At 73.0% G+C, this 16,119-nt stretch carries 13 protein-coding genes, 2 pseudogenes and 1 riboswitch; of the genes and pseudogenes, 10 read left to right on the top strand and 5 right to left on the bottom strand.

Going from position 1 to position 16,119, the window contains the following annotated elements:
* Nucleotides 1-16: 16 nt before the first annotated feature.
* Entirely contained in the window at nt 17-1,321 is a 1,305-nt protein-coding gene (locus GA0070215_RS09540; protein WP_091044327.1) for a glycosyltransferase family 87 protein, read from the top strand.
* Here GA0070215_RS09540 and GA0070215_RS09535 read toward each other — a convergent pair.
* On the bottom strand, nt 1,226-1,771 hold the full coding sequence (locus GA0070215_RS09535) for a GNAT family N-acetyltransferase (protein ID WP_091044127.1): 546 nt from the start codon (nt 1,769-1,771) through the stop codon (nt 1,226-1,228). The genes GA0070215_RS09540 and GA0070215_RS09535 overlap by 96 nt on opposite strands.
* 79 nt (nt 1,772-1,850) lie before the next feature.
* On the opposite strand from GA0070215_RS09535, the gene GA0070215_RS09530 reads away from it, so the two are divergent.
* The 6 genes from GA0070215_RS09530 (at nt 1,851) to GA0070215_RS09505 (ending at nt 9,052) form a co-directional block, all read left to right on the top strand.
* Nucleotides 1,851-3,080: a winged helix-turn-helix domain-containing protein gene (locus GA0070215_RS09530; RefSeq protein WP_091044124.1), complete on the top strand. Its 1,230-nt coding sequence runs from the start codon at nt 1,851-1,853 to the stop codon at nt 3,078-3,080.
* Nucleotides 3,070-3,756: a DUF2752 domain-containing protein gene (locus tag GA0070215_RS09525; RefSeq protein WP_091044120.1), complete on the top strand. Its 687-nt coding sequence runs from the start codon at nt 3,070-3,072 to the stop codon at nt 3,754-3,756. The genes GA0070215_RS09530 and GA0070215_RS09525 overlap by 11 nt, the downstream gene beginning before the upstream one ends.
* Nucleotides 3,757-3,870: 114 nt before the next feature.
* Nucleotides 3,871-4,608: an FAD-dependent thymidylate synthase gene (thyX, locus tag GA0070215_RS09520; protein ID WP_026268015.1), complete on the top strand. Its 738-nt coding sequence runs from the start codon at nt 3,871-3,873 to the stop codon at nt 4,606-4,608.
* A gap of 52 nt (nt 4,609-4,660) precedes the next feature.
* On the top strand, nt 4,661-5,587 hold the full coding sequence (dapA, locus tag GA0070215_RS09515; protein WP_091044117.1) for a 4-hydroxy-tetrahydrodipicolinate synthase: 927 nt from the start codon (nt 4,661-4,663) through the stop codon (nt 5,585-5,587).
* 51 nt (nt 5,588-5,638) lie between these two features.
* Nucleotides 5,639-7,327 carry a ribonuclease J gene (locus tag GA0070215_RS09510; protein ID WP_018785918.1) on the top strand — a complete coding sequence of 563 codons (1,689 nt, stop codon included), beginning with the start codon at nt 5,639-5,641 and terminating at the stop codon, nt 7,325-7,327.
* Between the two features lie 174 nt (nt 7,328-7,501).
* Nucleotides 7,502-9,052, top strand: coding sequence for a S1 family peptidase (locus GA0070215_RS09505; RefSeq protein WP_091044114.1), 1,551 nt, complete (start codon nt 7,502-7,504; stop codon nt 9,050-9,052).
* 97 nt (nt 9,053-9,149) lie between these two features.
* Here the strand turns inward: GA0070215_RS09505 and GA0070215_RS09500 are convergent, their stop codons facing one another.
* Complete coding sequence (locus tag GA0070215_RS09500) at nt 9,150-10,844, bottom strand: YbjN domain-containing protein (protein ID WP_377467076.1); 1,695 nt, start codon at nt 10,842-10,844, stop codon at nt 9,150-9,152.
* Nucleotides 10,793-11,272, bottom strand: a complete 480-nt coding sequence (locus GA0070215_RS09495) for a type III secretion system chaperone family protein (RefSeq protein ID WP_091044106.1) — start codon at nt 11,270-11,272, stop codon at nt 10,793-10,795. Before GA0070215_RS09495 ends, GA0070215_RS09500 begins: the two co-directional genes overlap by 52 nt.
* A 113-nt stretch (nt 11,273-11,385) precedes the next feature.
* Here GA0070215_RS09495 and GA0070215_RS29805 point away from each other — a divergent pair.
* The 3 genes and pseudogenes from GA0070215_RS29805 to GA0070215_RS29665 all read left to right on the top strand — a co-directional run.
* Nucleotides 11,386-12,915, top strand: a pseudogene (locus GA0070215_RS29805) (DNA translocase FtsK 4TM domain-containing protein); the annotation flags it as partial.
* Nucleotides 12,898-14,040, top strand: a pseudogene (locus tag GA0070215_RS29800) (LAGLIDADG family homing endonuclease); the annotation flags it as partial. The pseudogenes GA0070215_RS29805 and GA0070215_RS29800, both read left to right, overlap by 18 nt.
* Before the next feature lie 114 nt (nt 14,041-14,154).
* Nucleotides 14,155-15,234 carry an FtsK/SpoIIIE domain-containing protein gene (locus GA0070215_RS29665; RefSeq protein WP_341844972.1) on the top strand — a complete coding sequence of 360 codons (1,080 nt, stop codon included), beginning with the start codon at nt 14,155-14,157 and terminating at the stop codon, nt 15,232-15,234.
* Nucleotides 15,235-15,294: 60 nt separating this feature from the next.
* Here the strand turns inward: GA0070215_RS29665 and GA0070215_RS09485 are convergent, their stop codons facing one another.
* Complete coding sequence (locus GA0070215_RS09485) at nt 15,295-15,537, bottom strand: hypothetical protein (protein ID WP_026268018.1); 243 nt, start codon at nt 15,535-15,537, stop codon at nt 15,295-15,297.
* A gap of 84 nt (nt 15,538-15,621) precedes the next feature.
* Nucleotides 15,622-15,936, bottom strand: a complete 315-nt coding sequence (locus tag GA0070215_RS09480) for a DMT family transporter (protein WP_013284696.1) — start codon at nt 15,934-15,936, stop codon at nt 15,622-15,624.
* Between the two features lie 58 nt (nt 15,937-15,994).
* Nucleotides 15,995-16,060, bottom strand: a riboswitch (guanidine-III (ykkC-III) riboswitch).
* Between the last annotated feature and the right edge of the window lie 59 nt (nt 16,061-16,119).

Here is a 16,119-nt window from a genome sequence, read left to right as displayed (position 1 = left end):
GGCGAGGAGGGTGACGGTGGCGCAGGGTGCCAGGCGGACGGTCGTGCAGGTCGTCGCCGTGGTGGCGCTCGCCGCGGCGGTCACCGTGTTCCTCTCCGTGGCGGCGGTGCGGCACGGCTTCTTCGACCTCCAGGTCTACTACGGCGCGTTGACGTACTGGGCGCGTGACGGCGGGGAGATCTACGACTTCCTGCGCCCCGGCACGCAGTACGGCTTCACCTACCCGCCGTTCGCCGCGCTGGTGATGCTGCCGATGGCGTACCTGCCGTGGAACGCCGCGATCGTGGTGAGCGTGACCGCCACGGTGCTGGCGAGCGCCGCGGTGATCTGGCGGCTGCTGGATCCGGTGGCCCGCCGGTCCGGCTGGACCCGCTGGTTCGCGCTCGCGGTCGCACTCTGCCTGGCCGCCGCGTACGAGCCGATGCGTGAGACGGTCAACTTCGGCCAGGTCAACATGCTGCTGCTGTTCCTGGTCGCGGTGGACCTGCTGTGGCTGCTGCCGGCGCGCAGCCGCTGGGCGGGTGTGGGCATCGGCCTGGCTACCGCGATCAAGCTGACGCCCGGCATCTTCATCGTCTACCTGCTGGTCACCGGCCGGTGGCGGGCCGCCCTGACCACTGCCGGCACCGCCGCCGTCGCCACGCTGGTGGCCGCCGGCCTCTTCCCCGACGCCTCCCGGGAGTTCTGGACCGAGGCGCTGTGGAACACCGACCGGGTCGGTGAGCTGGCGTTCGTCTCCAACCAGTCGCTGCGCGGGGTGGTGGCCCGGCTCGACCCGCAGCACCCGAGTACGGTCGCCTGGCTGGTGCTCGTACTCCTGACGCTCGTGGTGTGGGCGTGGCGTTCGCGGGCGGCGGTGGCCGCCGGGGACGAGGCCACCGGCCTGGCCCTGACCGGCGCCGTGATGTGCCTGGTCAGCCCGGTCACCTGGGTGCACCACCTGGTCTGGCTGCTGCCCGGGTTGATCCTGCTCGTCGACAACGGCATGGCGGCGCCCGCGCGCAGCCGCCGGCGCCGCCTGCTGCTGGGCGCCGCGTCGATCGGGTACGCGCTGCTGTGCAGCCGGATCGTCTGGTCCTGGGAGAAGGACTTCACCGGCGTGGACGGGTTCCTCGGCAGCAACACGTACGTGTGGATCAGCCTGGCGCTGCTGCTCGGCCTGCCGATCCGCCGCTGGCTCACGCCGGGCGGCGGCGAGCGGCGTGGCGACGACGTCCCGGCCGGGTCAGCCGCCGCTGGTGTACCGCAGCTCGCGGAGCAGGACCGGGGGGAGCCCGCCGGACAGCGGCACCGGGTAGGTGGACTCCTCGCCGTCCGGTGAGTGCCCGGCCCGCTCGTAGAAGCGGCGGGCCCGGATGTTGTCGGCGAGCACCCAGAGCCGGTACGCGGTCCAGCCCCGCTCGGCGAGGCCGTCGCGGGCCGCCGCGAGCAGCGTCCGGGCGGCGCCCGAGCCCCAGTGCGCCGGTTCCAGGTAGATCGCCAGCAGTTCGCCGTGCGCCGGGTCGAGGTCGCCGCGGTCCTGGTTGTTCCGGTACGGCCCGAACGTGGTGAACCCGACGACCGTGCCGGCGTCCTCGGCGACGAGCGTGGTGAACGGGTGTTCCGGGTCGGCGGTGCCGAGGTCACGGCGGCGCTGCGCCCAGGCGCGGGGGTTCAGCCGGCTCAGCACCTCCGCGGGCATGATCCCGGCGTAACCGGCCTGCCAGCCGTGGACGTGGACCCGGGCGATCGCCTCGGCGTCGTCCGGTTCCTCCCGGCGGATGGTGAGCACCTGTCCGTTCTATGCCTCGACGGGCGATCGGTCCAGCCGCCGCTCCCGGTGTCGTACCCCTGGATTAGGGTCGCCGACGATGGCCGTACCGGAATCGCTCTCCCTCGCCCAGGCCCGCCGGATCGCCCTGGCCGCCCAGGGCTTCGCCGACCCGGCGCCTGCCGGCGTGCCCACCCGGCGGCACCTGCGGCGGGTGCTCGACCGGGTCGGGCTCGTCCAGATGGACTCGGTGAACGTGCTCCAGCGCGCGCACTACCTGCCGCTCTACAGCCGGCTCGGGCCGTACCCGACCGCCCTGCTGGACACCGCCGCCTACCGCCGCCCGCGTGAGCTGTTCGAATACTGGGCGCACGAGGCGTCGCTCGTGCCGGTGGGGCTGCACCCCGCGTTGCGCTGGCGGATGGCCAAGGCCCGCGACGAGGCGTGGGGCGGGATGCGCCGGGTCGCGGAGGAGCAGCCCGGACTGGTCGCCTGGGTCCGCGACGAGGTGGCCGCCCGGGGGCCGCTGACCGCGGCCGAGATCGAGCACGACGCGCCGCGGGAGACCGGCAACTGGGGCTGGAACTGGTCGGCCGTGAAGCGGGCACTGGAGTTCCTGTTCTGGGCCGGCGAGGTCACCGCCGCCGACCGGACCAACTCGTTCGCCCGCCGCTACGACCTGCCCGAGCGGGTGCTCCCGGCCGCCGTGCTGGACGCGCCCACTCCGAGCGACGCCGAGGCGCACCGGTCGCTCGTGTCGATCGCCGCCCGCTGCCTCGGCGTCGCCGCCGAGACGGAGCTGCGCGACTACTTCCGGCTGCCGGTCGCCGGGGCGCGGCGGGCGGTGGCCGAACTGGTCGAGGCGGGCGAGCTGATCCCGGTCATGGTGCAGGGCTGGCGGCATCCGGCCTATCTGCACGCGGACGCCCGGCTGCCCCGCCGGGTCCGCGGCAACACCCTGGTCAGCCCGTTCGACCCGTTGGTCTGGGAGCGGGCACGCACCGAACGGCTGTTCGGCTTCACCTACCGGATCGAGATCTACGTGCCGGCGCCCCAGCGGGTGTACGGCTACTACGTGCTGCCCTTCCGCCAGGGCGAGCGCTTCACCGCCCGCGTCGACCTGAAGGCCGACCGGAAGGCCGGGACGCTGCTGGTGCCCGCCGCGTGGGTCGAGCCGGACGCCGACCCGGGGGAGACCGCTGTGGCGCTCGCCGCCGAGTTGTACCGGCTGGCCGGCTGGCTCGGCCTGGACGCGGTCGCCCCGCCCGCCGCCGGCGACCTCGCGGGGCCGCTGGCCGCCGCGCTGGTGGGCGTGGCCGGTGTACGGTGAGCGCGTGACGAGCGTTGACCGGCCTGCCACCGCGACCGACCCGCACGCCGAGCCGCACCCGCACGGGCACGCGCAGCCGGGGGCCGGATCGCAGGGCGAGGCGCACGCCTACGCGTACGCCGGGCACCCTTCGCACGCCGAGACGCACCCGCACGCCGGCCCGCCTGCTTCCGCCGGGGCGCCCGGAGCACCGTGGCCGGGTCACCCGGTGGCCTACCAGCCGGTCGAGCCCGACCGTTTCACCCGGATGGTGCTGCGCCTGCACGCCCGCGCCCCGCGCTGGGCGGTGCCGCTGGCCGCGCTCGGCTGCGTCGGTCTCGGCATCGCGTACGCGCTGATCAGCGACCCGACCCGCAGCGACCCGGACGCCGCGCCGACCTGCCTGCTCAAGCTGACCACCGGGCTGGACTGCCCGGGTTGCGGCGGCACCCGCGCGCTCTGGTTCGTGCTGCACGGCGACCTGCCCGCCGCCGCCCGGCACCACTTCCTGTTCGTCTTCGCTCTGCCGTTCCTGGCCTGGCTCTTCGTCGCCTGGGCCGGCAACCGGGCGTTCGGCTGGAAACTGCCCGAGGCGCGGTTCAGCCCCAAGGTCATCGGCATGTTCCTGGCCGCCTGGGGCGTCTTCTCGGTGGTCCGCAACCTACCGTGGGAACCTTTCACCTCGCTCTACGTCTAGCCTCCCGCCGGACCCACATGACGGGACCCAGGGCGCGACGGAGCCGACGGCCTCGGCCGCGTGCCCGATTTCCGCGGCGACGGCGGGGCCACTACAGTCGCAGGAATGCCGGACATGGTGCAGCCCCAGGTCAAGTTGATCGCGTGGACCCAGTTCCAGGCGCCGGAAGAGGTGCCCTGGTCCACCGACGCCGACGGCGGGCAGGCGCTCGCCGAGTTCGCCGGCCGGGCCTGCTACCAGAGCTGGAAGAAGCCGAACCCGGCCACCGCAACGAACGCCGGTTACCTGGCACACATCCTGGAGGTCGGCCACCTGAGCGTGCTGGAGCACGGCTCGGTGAGTTTCTACTTCAGCGGCGTCTCCCGCTCGTTCACCCACGAGCTGATCCGGCACCGGCACTTCTCCTACTCGCAGCTCTCCCAGCGCTACGTGCCCGAGCGGGACGCGGCGATGGTCGAGCCGTCGGTGATCGCCGACGACCCGGAGCTGCACAAGAAGTTCGTCGAGGCCACCGACGCGGCGGTCCGGGCGTACACCGAGTTGCTGGAGGGGCTGGAGGCCCGGTTCACCGACGAGCCCAACCCGACGCTGCGCCGCAAGCAGGCCCGCCAGGCGGCCCGGGCGGTGCTGCCGAACGCCACCGAGACGCGGATCGTGGTGACCGGCAACTACCGGGCCTGGCGCCACTTCGTGAAGATGCGCGCCACCGAGCACGCCGACGTGGAGATCCGCGAGCTGGCCGTCGAGTGCCTGCGCCAGCTCAAGGGTGTCGCGCCGAACGTCTTCGCCGACTTCGAGATCTCCACCCTGCCCGACGGCACCGAGGTGGCAGCGTCGCCGCACGCGGAGTGACTCGTCGCCCTTCGCCGCCGGGCCACCGGCGGCCGTCCGCTAGGTTGTGAGCATGACGCACGACCACTCCGCCGCCCCGAGCCGGGGCGCGTCGCGCCCGTTCGGGCGAGTGATGACGGCCATGGTGACCCCGTTCACGCCGGACGGCGGCCTGGATCTCGACGGCGCCGCCCGGCTGGCCGAATACCTCGTCGACGAGCAGGGCAACGACGCGCTGGTGCTCAACGGCACCACCGGCGAGTCCCCGACCACCACCGAGGCGGAGAAGGAGTCGCTGATCCGCACCGTGGTCGAGGCGGTCGGCGACCGGGCCCGGATCGTCACCGGGGTGGGCACCAACGACACCCGGCACACCGTCGAGCTGGCGTCGCAGGCCGAGAAGGCCGGTGCGCACGGCCTGCTGGTGGTCACGCCGTACTACAACAAGCCGCCGCAGGCCGGGCTGCTGCGTCACTTCACCACCGTCGCGGACGCCACCGGCCTGCCGGTCATGCTCTACGACATCCCGCACCGCGCGGGCGTGGCGATCGCCACCGAGACGCTCGTGAAGCTGGCCGAGCACGGCCGGATCGTCGCGGTGAAGGATGCCAAGGGCGACCTGTTCGCCACGTCGGAGGTGCTCAGCCGCACCGACCTGGCCTACTACAGCGGCGAGGACGCGCTCACCCTGCCGATGCTGTCGGTGGGCGCGGTCGGCGTGGTCGGCACCTCCACCCACTTCACCGGCGCGCTGACCAAGCAGATGATCGAGGCGTTCGAGGCGGGCGACAACGGCCGGGCGCTCGCCCTGCACCGGCAGTTGCTGCCGCTCTACACCGGCATCTTCCGCACCCAGGGCACGATCCTGGTCAAGGCCGGCCTGGGGACGCAGGGCCGCCCGGCCGGCCCGGTGCGACCGCCGCTCGTCGACGCCACCGGTGACGAACTGGCCCAGCTGCGCGCCGACTGCGCCGCGGCGGGCCTGCCCCTGCCCGAATGAACCAACGACACGACGGACGCCGCGCGACGGCGTCGCAGAATGAGGTGACGCGTGACCGAGGCGCACATCGAGGGTGAACTGCCCCCGCCGCTGCCCGAGGGCGGCCTGCGGATCATCCCGCTCGGCGGACTCGGTGCCATCGGCCGGAACATGACCGTCTTCGAGTACGACGGCAAGCTGCTCATCGTCGACTGCGGGGTGCTGTTCCCCGACGTCGAGCAGCCGGGTGTGGACCTGATCCTGCCCGACTTCGGCCCGATCCTGGACCGGCTGGCCGACGTGCAGGCGATCGTGCTCACGCACGGCCACGAGGACCACATCGGCGCGGTGCCGTACCTGCTCGCCCACAAGCCGGACATTCCGCTGGTGGGCTCGCAGTTCACGCTCTCGCTCGTCGAGGCGAAGCTGGCCGAGCGGCGGATCCAGCCGTACTCACTGACCGTGCGGGAGGGCGGCCGGGAACGGCTGGGCCCGTTCGAGTGCGAGTTCTTCGCGGTGAACCACTCGATCCCGGACGCGCTGGCGGTGGCCATCCGTACCCCCGCCGGCCTGGTGCTGCACACCGGCGACTTCAAGATGGACCAGCTCCCGCTCGACGGGCGGATCACCGACCTGGCCGGGTTCGCCCGGCTCGGCGCCGAGGGCGTCGACCTGCTGCTGTCCGACTCGACGAACGCGGAGATCCCCGGGTTCGTCACGCCGGAGCGGGAGATCGGCCCGGTCCTCGACTCGATCTTCGCGAAGGCCAAGGGGCGGATCATCGTCGCCTCGTTCGCCTCGCACGTGCACCGGGTGCAGCAGGTCTTCGACTCGGCGGTCGAGCACGGCCGCAAGGTGGCGCTGATCGGCCGGTCCATGGTCCGCAACATGGGCATCGCCCGCGACCTGGGCCTGCTCAACATCCCGGCCGGCCTGGTGGTCGGGATCGAGGAGGCCACGAACCTGCCGCCCGAGCGGATCGTGCTGATGTCCACCGGTTCGCAGGGTGAGCCGATGAGCGCGCTGGGCCGGATGGCCAGCGGCGACCACCGGCACATCACCATCGCGCCCGGCGACACCGTGGTGCTGGCGTCCTCGCTGGTGCCCGGCAACGAGACCTCGGTCTACCGGGTGATCAACCGGCTGGCCCGGGCCGGTGCCGTGGTGGTGCACAAGGACGTCGCGAAGGTGCACGTGTCCGGCCACGCCCCGGCCGGCGAACTGCTCTACCTGCTCAACGTCGTACGCCCGAGCAACCTGATGCCGGTGCACGGCGAGTGGCGCCACCTGCGGGCGCACGCCCGCCTCGGCATCGAGTCCGGCGTCGCGCCGGACCGGGTCGTGCTCTGCGAGGACGGCGACGTGGTCGACCTGGTCGAGGGCCGCGCCAGCCTGGTCGGCCGGGTCAAGAGCCGGTACGTCTACGTCGACGGCCTCGCCGTCGGCGACGTCAGCGAGTCGCTGCTCACCGAGCGCCGGATCCTCGGCGACGGCGGGTTCATCGCCGCGACGGTCGTGGTCGACTCGGTCACCGGCAAGGTGGTCGCCGGGCCGACCGTCTCGGCGAAGGGCTTCTCCGAGGACCCGGCCGCGTTCAACCCGGTGGTCCCGCTGGTCACCGAGGCGCTGAACCGGGCCGCCGCGGACGGCATCACCGACCCGCACCAGCTCCAGCAGATCGTCCGCCGCACGGTGGGCCGCTGGGTCAACGACGCGTACCGCCGCCGGCCCATGATCGTCCCGACCGTCGTCGAGGTCTGACCCGACCGCCACGCGCGCCGGTCCACCGTCCGCGGTGGGCCGGCGCCGTCGCTTTCCGGGTACGCCCCGACACGGCGCGTCGAAACGTGGTGACCGTCCTCATCCGATCGGCGTCCGTCTCCGTACCTCCCGATGGCCGGCGTGCCCCTGCGCCGGTCGGGAGGAGCGTGGCGGATGGACCGCAGACGGATGACAGCCATCGGCGTACTGGTGGCGGCGGCCGGATTGACGGCGGCGGTGACCGTACCGTCGTTCGCCGGTGAGGAACCCCGGCGGGCCGCCCCGGCGGCCGGCGGCGTCGCCCCGGAGGTCCTTGATGCGATGGGCCGCGACCTGGCGCTGACCCGCGACCAGGCGGTCGAGCGGCTGCGGACCGAGCGGTGGGCGGCCGGCACCGTCACCCGGCTGCGCGGGGAACTCGGCGCCGGTTACGGCGGCAGCTGGCTCAGCGAGGACGGCGCCACGCTCACCGTGGCGGTGGCCGACCCGGCCGGTGAGGCGCGGGTACGGGCCGCGGGCGCGGTCCCGAAGCGGGTCTCCCGGGGCGTCGCCGAGCTGGACGCGGTGAAGACCCGGCTGGACGCGGCGGGCGCCGAGGCCAGCCCGGACGTGGCCGGCTGGTACGTCGACGTGGCAGACAACGCGGTGGTCGTGATCGCCCGGCCGGGCGCGGAGGCCGACGGCCGCCGGTTCGCCGCCGCCGCGGGGTCGAAGGCCGGGATGGTCCGGGTACGTACCGCCGACGAGGCCCCACGCCCGCTGTTCGACGTGCGGGGCGGCGACGCCTACCTGATCAACAACGCGGGCCGCTGCTCGGTCGGCTTCTCCGTGGTCGGCGGGTTCGTCACCGCCGGGCACTGCGGCCGGCCGGGGGACCGCACCACCGGATCGAACCGGGTCGCCCAGGGCACGTTCGCCGCCTCCTCGTTCCCCGGTGACGACTGGGCGTTCGTGCGGGTGAACGCCGACTGGACGCCGCAGGGTGTGGTCACCGACTTCGCCGACGGCAGCACGGTGGCGGTGAACGGCTCCACCGAGGCGCCGGTCGGCGCGTCGATCTGCCGGTCCGGTTCCACCACTGGCACCCGCTGCGGCCTGATCCAGGCGAAGAACGCGACGGTCAACTACGCCGAGGGGACCGTCACCGGGCTGACCCGCACGAACGTCTGCGCCGAGCCGGGTGACTCCGGCGGCGCGTGGCTCTCCGGCGACCAGGCGCAGGGCGTCACCTCCGGTGGCTCCGGCGACTGCACCCGGGGCGGCACCACGTTCTTCCAGCCGGTCAACGAGATCCTCCAGCGCAACAACCTGACGCTCGTCACCGCCGGTGACCAGCCCGCGCCCACCCAGCCACCGGCCGGCGGCGGCGAGACCACGCCGCCGGTGACCGCCGAGCCCACCCCGCCGGCCGACGACACCGGGTGCTCCGGCCAGGTGAGCCGGACCGGCCGGATCGCCGCCGGGCGGACCCAGATCCAGCCGGACGGGCGCTTCTACCGGGTGCCCGACGGCACCCAGGAGGCGTGCCTGTCCGCGCCGGACGGCGCCCGGATGGTGCTGGAGCTGCAACGCTTCACCGGCGGCACGTTCCGTACCGTGGCCCGCGCGGCCACCGCCGACGGCACGGCCCGGCTGACCGCCGAGACCCAGGCCGGTGCCTACCGGTACCGCGTCGTCGGGTTGTCCGGCTCCGGCGAGTACACGCTGGCGTTCTCCGCCCGCTGACCGCCGCCCCCGGACCGCGGCCCCCGCCCACCCTCGCCCGGTGGTCGGGGGCCGCGCCGCGCCGGCGGACGGTTCGCCGGCCGGCCGGGGCGGCGGCTCAGGGCAGCGCGGCGACCGCTTCGGCGTACGCGCTGCCGGTCCGGACCGCGGCGGCCACCAGCACCGCGAGCTGCGCCGGGGCCACCCCGCAGGACAGGTCGGTGGAGACGCCCGCGGCCAGCACGAGCGTCCCGTCGCCCGGCTCGTGCACGTACGCGGCGGGCAGCAGCCGATCGTGGTTCCAGGCGTTGCAGAACGCGTACGCCTCGGCGCGCCGCCCGGCCGCCAGCCGCCGCTGCGCCACCACCCGGGCGTGCAGCACGTCGCGGTGCCGGCCGAGGAGGCGGAACTGGATCGCGGCCTCACCCCACCGCCCGACGAGCGTGCCGTCCGGCTCAAGCGTGTACGGTTCGCCCCGGGCGTCGAGCGCGGCGGCGAGCAGCGCCGCGTCCAGCGGCGCCGGTTCCTCCGGTCCGGGCGGCCCGGGCTCGGCCGGTTCGGCGTCCGGCTCCTCGTCGAACCCGCTCTCGGCAGCCAGTGGCACCGGCGCGGCGAGCGGGCGCTCGGCCAGCCAGGAGGCGATCCGGCCGGACTGGTGCCCGGTGCCGTTGCGAGCGTCGAAGCTGCCGGCGAGCGCTGTCGCCAGCGCCTGCAACTGCGTACCGAGCGTCGCCACGTCCACCTCGGCCGCGGGCCGGGAGCCGTGCCCGGGGCGGTGGATGCGCCGCCCACCCAACCCGGCCTCGGCGGCCAGGCCGCACAGCAGCGCGCCCGCGGCGGCGAACTCCATCGCGGACAGGTCGTCGGCCGGGCGGTCCAGCTCGGGCAGCTGCTCGGTCAGGATCTCCAGCCCGCGGTGCAGGTAGCCGCCCAGCGCGCAGAACCGCAGGTGCGCGGCGAGCAGCGGGAACGCGGCCCGCTCGCCACGGTGCCGGCGGTACGCGTGCACGTGCGCCCGGGCCGCCCGCGTCACCGCGCCGGTACGCAGCCACGGCAGCAGCCCCACGGCGAGCGCCCGTTCGGGCTGGTCGGTGCAGGCCGTCGTACCGGCCGCGGCCGCCTGCCGTTCGCCCCGCCGGGTCGGTGGCGCCTGCGGCTCGGCCCAGCCGGTCAGCGCCGGCGCCAGCGCCGCCAGTGCCGCGTCCGGCTCGCCCCAGCCGGCCAGCAGGTCGGCCCGCCGCGCCGGGGCGCACCCCGCACAGCCGCCCACCGGGTCCGCAGCGTCCGCGGCCGACCAGCGTTCGTACGCGCGCCGGGCGGCCGGCTCGTCGCCGAGATGGTCGGCGAGCCGGCAGCGCAACTCCGCCACCGGCGCGGCGTCCTCGCCCAGCTCGGCGGCGAGCGCGTCCAACAGGGACCGGGCCTGGTCCAGGCCCACCCGGGGCGTGCCGAACGACGCCTCCACCGCCTGCCGCTGGTGGCGGCGCAGCCGGGTCAGCTCGTCCGGGCGGGCGTCCAGCAGCCCGGGGTGCCGGGCCAGCGTGGCGCGTATCCGCCGGACCGGCTCCACCGCACGCCACCGCTCGCCCCGGTGCAGGTACGCCTCGACCAGCGCGAACCGCGCCGACAGCGCGGTACGCGGGTCGCCGGTGGCGTCCGCCCGGGACGCGATCCGCTCCAGCTCGGCGCAGCGCTCCGCGCCGTCGGGCCGGTCCCGGGCGTCGGCGAGCGCGGCGGCCAGCCCCCGGTCGCGTGCCGTGGTCACCGGAGCGTCCCGCCGGCCAGTTCGTCGACGGCGGCGGCGAGCTGGCATCCGGTGGTCACGCCACAGTCGACGAGCCGGTCGAGTTGGTGCGGCGTCACCCCGCGCTCCAGGTCGGTGGTGACCTCGCCGCACACCTGGGCCGACCCGTCGTCGGCGACGTGCACGTACGCCTTCGGCCAGAGCCGGTCGTGGTTCCACGTGTTGCAGAAGGCGTGCAGCTCGGGCACGCGCTCGATGCCGAAGTGGTGCGCGACGACGGTGCGTACCTGGAGCAGCTCTCCGGCCGCACCCCGGCGGTGGAACCAGATCAGGTTCCGCTCCCAGCGGCCCACCAGCGCGCCGTCTGGTTCCTCGGCCACCGCGTAACCTCGGTGGCCGAGCACGGCGGCGATCAGCTCGCCGGTCAGCGGGCGCAGTTCCTGCGGGTGTCCGGCCAGTGGACCGTCCCGACCGTCCTCGATCTCCGGCGACGCCATCGGGCATCCCTTCTGAGGCGAATAACACAAACGACGGTCCGACCCGTGCTGCGACGCGCGGACACGACCCGGAAAAGCGGCGATCCACCGGGTGCCGCCGTTACCGTGACTCTATGGCGGGCCGTACCTCTCAGGCGAGCCGGCGGCGCGGCGCGTCGCCGCGTGGCACCACTAACAACCGCGCCCGGCAACCGGCGAAGAAGCCGGCGGCGCGGAAACCGGCTCGGCGGCGTCCGGCCGCCGGGCCGAGCCCTGCCGCGTTCGTCGGCCGGGCGGTCGGCGCCGTCTGGATGGGACTGGCCCACACCGTCGGCTGGACGTTCCGGGCGGCCGGGCGGCAGGCGGCGTCCACCCGGGAGCTGGATCCGGAGCACCGCCGCGACGGCGCCGGGCTGCTGCTGTTCGGCCTGGCCATCCTCAGCGCGGTGGGCATCTGGGGCGGCGCGGCCGGGCCGGTGGGCCGGCACCTGGCCGACACCGTGCGCCTGTTCATCGGCGCCATCTCGATAATCCTTCCGGTGCTGTTCATGGTCGGCGCGTGGCGGCTCATGCGGACCCCGGCCGACCCGGAGCACCGCGGTCGCGGCCTGGTCGGCTGGGGCTCGATGATGCTGGCCACCGCCGCGATGCTGCACATCGGGCAGAACCCGGTCGACGAGGTCCAGCGTGACTTCGCGGGCGGCCTGATCGGCGCGGGTGTGGGTGACCTGCTGGAGTCGGCGGTGACCGCCTGGGTGGCCATGCCGCTGCTGCTCCTGCTGCTGGTGTTCGGCCTGCTGGTGGTCACCGCGACGCCGATCAACAAGATCCCGGAGCGGCTCGGCCTGCGCGCCGACCCGGCCGGGGCGGACGCCGACGAGGAGTTCGTCGAGGACGAGGCGCCGGCGAAGCCGGCCCGTAAGCGGCCCGCGAAGCGGATGCCGTCGCCGCTGGAGCCGCTGGACCCGGACGACGAGCTGGCGGGCGTCGACCTCCAGGAGACGCTCGTGCTCCCGCGCAAGCCGCCGAAGGCGTCGGCGAACCGCAAGCCGGTCGAGCCGCCGGAGCACTCGCCGCTGCCCACCCGCGCCGAGCAGCTCGCGCTCACCGGGCTGGCCGGCGACTACACGCTGCCGCCGGCGAACCTGCTCGGCAGCGGTGCCAAGCCGAAGAGCCGCAGCAAGGCCAACGACGAGGTGATCGCGGCGCTCACCGGCGTCTTCGAGCAGTTCGACGTGGACGCCGCCGTCACCGGCTTCACCCGCGGCCCGACGGTCACCCGGTACGAGGTGGAGCTGGGTCCGGGCGTGAAGGTCGAGCGGATCACCCAGCTGTCCCGCAACATCGCGTACGCGGTGAAGTCGCCGGACGTGCGCATCCTCAGCCCGATCCCGGGAAAGAGCGCGGTCGGTGTGGAGATCCCGAACACCGACCCGGAGAACGTGTCGCTTGGCGACGTGCTGCGCTCCCGGGCGGCGACCAGCGACCACCATCCGATGGTGGTCGGACTCGGGAAGGACATCGAAGGCGGGTACGTCGTCGCGAATCTGGCGAAGATGCCGCACATCCTGGTGGCAGGAGCGACCGGAGCCGGCAAGGCCCTGGCCCTCGACACTCCGATCGCCACCCCCACCGGTTGGTCGACCATGGGTGATCTGCGTGTGGGTGACCAGGTGTTTGACGAGAGAGGGCGGCCGTGCAACGTCGTCGCCGCGACCGAAGTGATGCACGGAAGGCCGTGTTACGAGGTCGAGTTCTCTGACGGCACCGTCATCGTGGCGGACGCCGAGCACCAGTGGCGGACGACGACAAGGGCTGGCCGTACCCAGCGCAGACGCGGATGGAAGGACGGCAGCTGCTGGACGCAGAACGACCGTGGTCTGGTGTCTCGCCGGATCAAGGATGTGTTGAGCGAGCCGGACCGTCCGGTGTCAAGCGGCGAGGTGATCACAGACCTGGGAGAGCAGTTCCGTAACGTCCTGTACCGCGTACTGCGACCCATCCCGGCCGAGGCTCATCTGGCGCGGCGCCCGTACGAGCGCGGCGGCCGTCACCTCACTCGCTGGGTGAGGACCTACTCCCGCCATCGCGTGTACGAAGGGCTTTCAAGACAGGTTCTCGCCCCGGGGCGTTCCGTCGGCCTTAAGGACCACGATGCAACGCCGATCACCACCCGCCAGATCGCGGAGAGCCTGAGGGCCGGACCGCGTGGTGAGTGGGCGAACCATGCCATCGACGTTGCATTGCCGCTGGTCTGTTCCGAGCAGGAGCTACCCATCGGCCCGTACACACTGGGCTGCTGGTTAGGGGACGGGACGACCGGAGCCGCCACCATTACAAGCATTGACCAAGAGATCCTCGACGGGATCAGGTCTGAGGGCTACGAGGTCCGCAAGCAACCAGCCAGTGAGTTTCTTTACACCATCTCCAACCGGCAGGAACGCGAGCGTCGGATCGTGGATGCCCTACCCTGCGACGACGCTTCGCCCGGTCCAAGGCGCACGGCGACTGCCCTGCCTTACCGTACGATGCGGGCCTTGTTCCGAGAGATCGGCGAAAAGCACATTCCCTTCCCCTACCAGCGTGGGTCCGAGACCCAGCGACGGGCTCTGCTGGCTGGGCTTCTGGACACGGACGGCACGGTGTCGAAGCGCGGAGGGGTGGAACTGGCTCTCACATCCGAGCGGTTGGCACGAGACGCACTCGAGTTGATTCTGGGTCTGGGCTACCAGGCGACGATGACGACAAAGCCCGTGAAGGGCCGGTCCTCGGCGACGTCCACCTGTTATCGGATCCACTTCACCCCAGCAGACAGGGTCTTCCGGCTTACCCGGAAGGCGGATCGGCAGATCACGCAGAATCGTCCCAGCACGACAAGGCGCTACATCGTCGATGTACGGCCGGTGCCCTCAGTGGCGGTGCGCTGTATCGAGGTGGACAGCCCCAGTCATCTGTTCCTGGCCGGTAGGACTCTGGTTCCCACACACAATTCCAGCCTCCTCAACTCACTCCTGGTGTCGATCCTCACCCGGGCGACTCCGGACGAGGTGCGTCTTCTGCTGGTGGATCCGAAGCGAGTTGAACTGACCAGTTACGAGGGCATCCCGCACCTGGTCACGCCGATCGTGACCAACCCGAAGAAGGCGGCCGACTCGCTGGAGTGGGTCGTCCGCGAGATGGACATGCGCTACGACGACCTCGCCGCCAACGGGGTCCGGCACATCGACGACTTCAACCGCAAGGTGCGCAACGGCGAGATCAAGGCGCCGCCGGGCAGCGAGCGGGAGATGCGGCCGTACCCGTACCTGCTGGTGATCGTGGACGAGCTGGCCGACCTGATGATGGTCGCGCCGCGCGACGTGGAGGACTCCATCGTCCGGATCACCCAGCTCGCCCGGGCCGCCGGCATCCACCTGGTCCTCGCCACCCAGCGACCCTCGGTCGACGTGGTCACCGGCCTGATCAAGGCGAACGTGCCGTCCCGGCTCGCGTTCGCCACGTCCTCGCTCGCCGACTCCCGGGTCATCCTGGACCAGCCCGGCGCGGAGAAGCTGCTCGGCCGCGGCGACGGCCTGTTCCTGCCGATGGGCGCGTCGAAGCCGCAGCGCATCCAGGGCGCCTGGGTGACCGAGCGCGAGATCTCCGACGTGGTGAAGTTCTGCAAGGACCAGCGCGAGCCGGAGTTCCGCCCGGACGTGCTCACCCCGGCGCAGGACAGCAAGAAGAAGATCGACGAGGACATCGGCGACGACCTGGACCTGCTCGTGCAGGCGGTCGAGCTGGTGGTCACCTCGCAGTTCGGGTCGACCTCGATGCTGCAGCGCAAGCTGCGGGTCGGCTTCGCCAAGGCGGGCCGGCTGATGGACCTGATGGAGACCCGGGGCGTGGTCGGCCCGTCCGAGGGCTCCAAGGCCCGCGACGTGCTGGTCAAGCCGGACGAGCTGGAGGAGGTCCTGGCCGGCCTGCGCGGCGACGGGGACTGACCTCTGGACATGACGACGGCGGCTCCACCATGAGGTGGGGCCGCCGTCGTCGGTTGCGGATCAGTTGAGCAGCGCGGCGACGAGCACGGCGCCGATGATCGCGCCGACCACGCTCGCGGCGGCGGCGTACCAGCCCAGCGGCTTGTCACCGAGGACGGCGCCGACGATGCCGAGGATCAGGCCGAGAACCCCGAAGATCAGCGGGGACAGGAAGATCGCGAGGGCGGCGAAGACGAACGCGATGATCGTGCAGATCCGGGCGGCGTTGCTGCGCGGACGGGCGCTGGCGTGGATGTCGGCCATGGGGTCCTCCGTGATGATCGCTCTGTCGGTCAACGGGAGACCGGGTACCCCGGGCGATGCATCGTCCAAACCGGATGCCTGGGATCAGGCGAACAACTTCAGTCCGATCACGCCGGCGACCACCAGCAGCAGGCAGGCCACGCGCGGCAGGTTGACCGGCTCACCGAGCGCGAGCATGCCGACCAGCGCGGTACCGACCGCGCCGATGCCGACCCACACCGCGTAGCCGGTGCCGACCGGGATGTCGCGCAGCGCGTACGCCAGGCCGGCCATGCTGCCGACCAGCGTGACGGCGAAGACGGCGGAGGGGAGCGGACGGGTGAAGCCGGCGCTGCGGTCCAGCGCGATCGCCCACGCGGTCTCCAGGAGTCCGGAGATCACCAGCACGATCCAGGCCATGGGTATCACCTCTGACGGGCGGGCCCGGCGCGGAGCGGGCCGGGCGACGGTCGGGTCACGCGGGGCGTCTTGGCCTGACCGGGTACGCCCACCACTCGTCCGGGACAGCCCACGGGCCGTCGTGGCCGACGGTAGCACCGCCCCGGCCGGATCGTCCGTGGGTGAGAAAGGCCACCATCGGTG

The sequence above is a fragment of the Micromonospora marina genome (assembly GCF_900091565.1).
Classification (GTDB): domain Bacteria; phylum Actinomycetota; class Actinomycetes; order Mycobacteriales; family Micromonosporaceae; genus Micromonospora; species Micromonospora marina.
Note: the sequence above shows the minus strand (reverse complement) of the source record. Positions and strands in the feature narration are given on the sequence as shown.

What these genes read in the sequence shown, in the direction of transcription:
- GA0070215_RS09485 (WP_026268018.1), bottom strand. Translation starts at nt 15,537, where the DNA reads ATGGCCGACATCCACGCCAGCGCCCGTCCGCGCAGCAACGCCGCCCGG.
- dapA (WP_091044117.1), top strand. Translation starts at nt 4,661, where the DNA reads ATGACGCACGACCACTCCGCCGCCCCGAGCCGGGGCGCGTCGCGCCCG.
- GA0070215_RS09505 (WP_091044114.1), top strand. Translation starts at nt 7,502, where the DNA reads ATGGACCGCAGACGGATGACAGCCATCGGCGTACTGGTGGCGGCGGCC.
- GA0070215_RS09480 (WP_013284696.1), bottom strand. Translation starts at nt 15,936, where the DNA reads ATGGCCTGGATCGTGCTGGTGATCTCCGGACTCCTGGAGACCGCGTGG.
- thyX (WP_026268015.1), top strand. Translation starts at nt 3,871, where the DNA reads ATGGTGCAGCCCCAGGTCAAGTTGATCGCGTGGACCCAGTTCCAGGCG.
- GA0070215_RS09500 (WP_377467076.1), bottom strand. Translation starts at nt 10,844, where the DNA reads ATGCCAGCTCGCCGCCGCCGTCGACGAACTGGCCGGCGGGACGCTCCG.
- GA0070215_RS09495 (WP_091044106.1), bottom strand. Translation starts at nt 11,272, where the DNA reads ATGGCGTCGCCGGAGATCGAGGACGGTCGGGACGGTCCACTGGCCGGA.
- GA0070215_RS09530 (WP_091044124.1), top strand. Translation starts at nt 1,851, where the DNA reads ATGGCCGTACCGGAATCGCTCTCCCTCGCCCAGGCCCGCCGGATCGCC.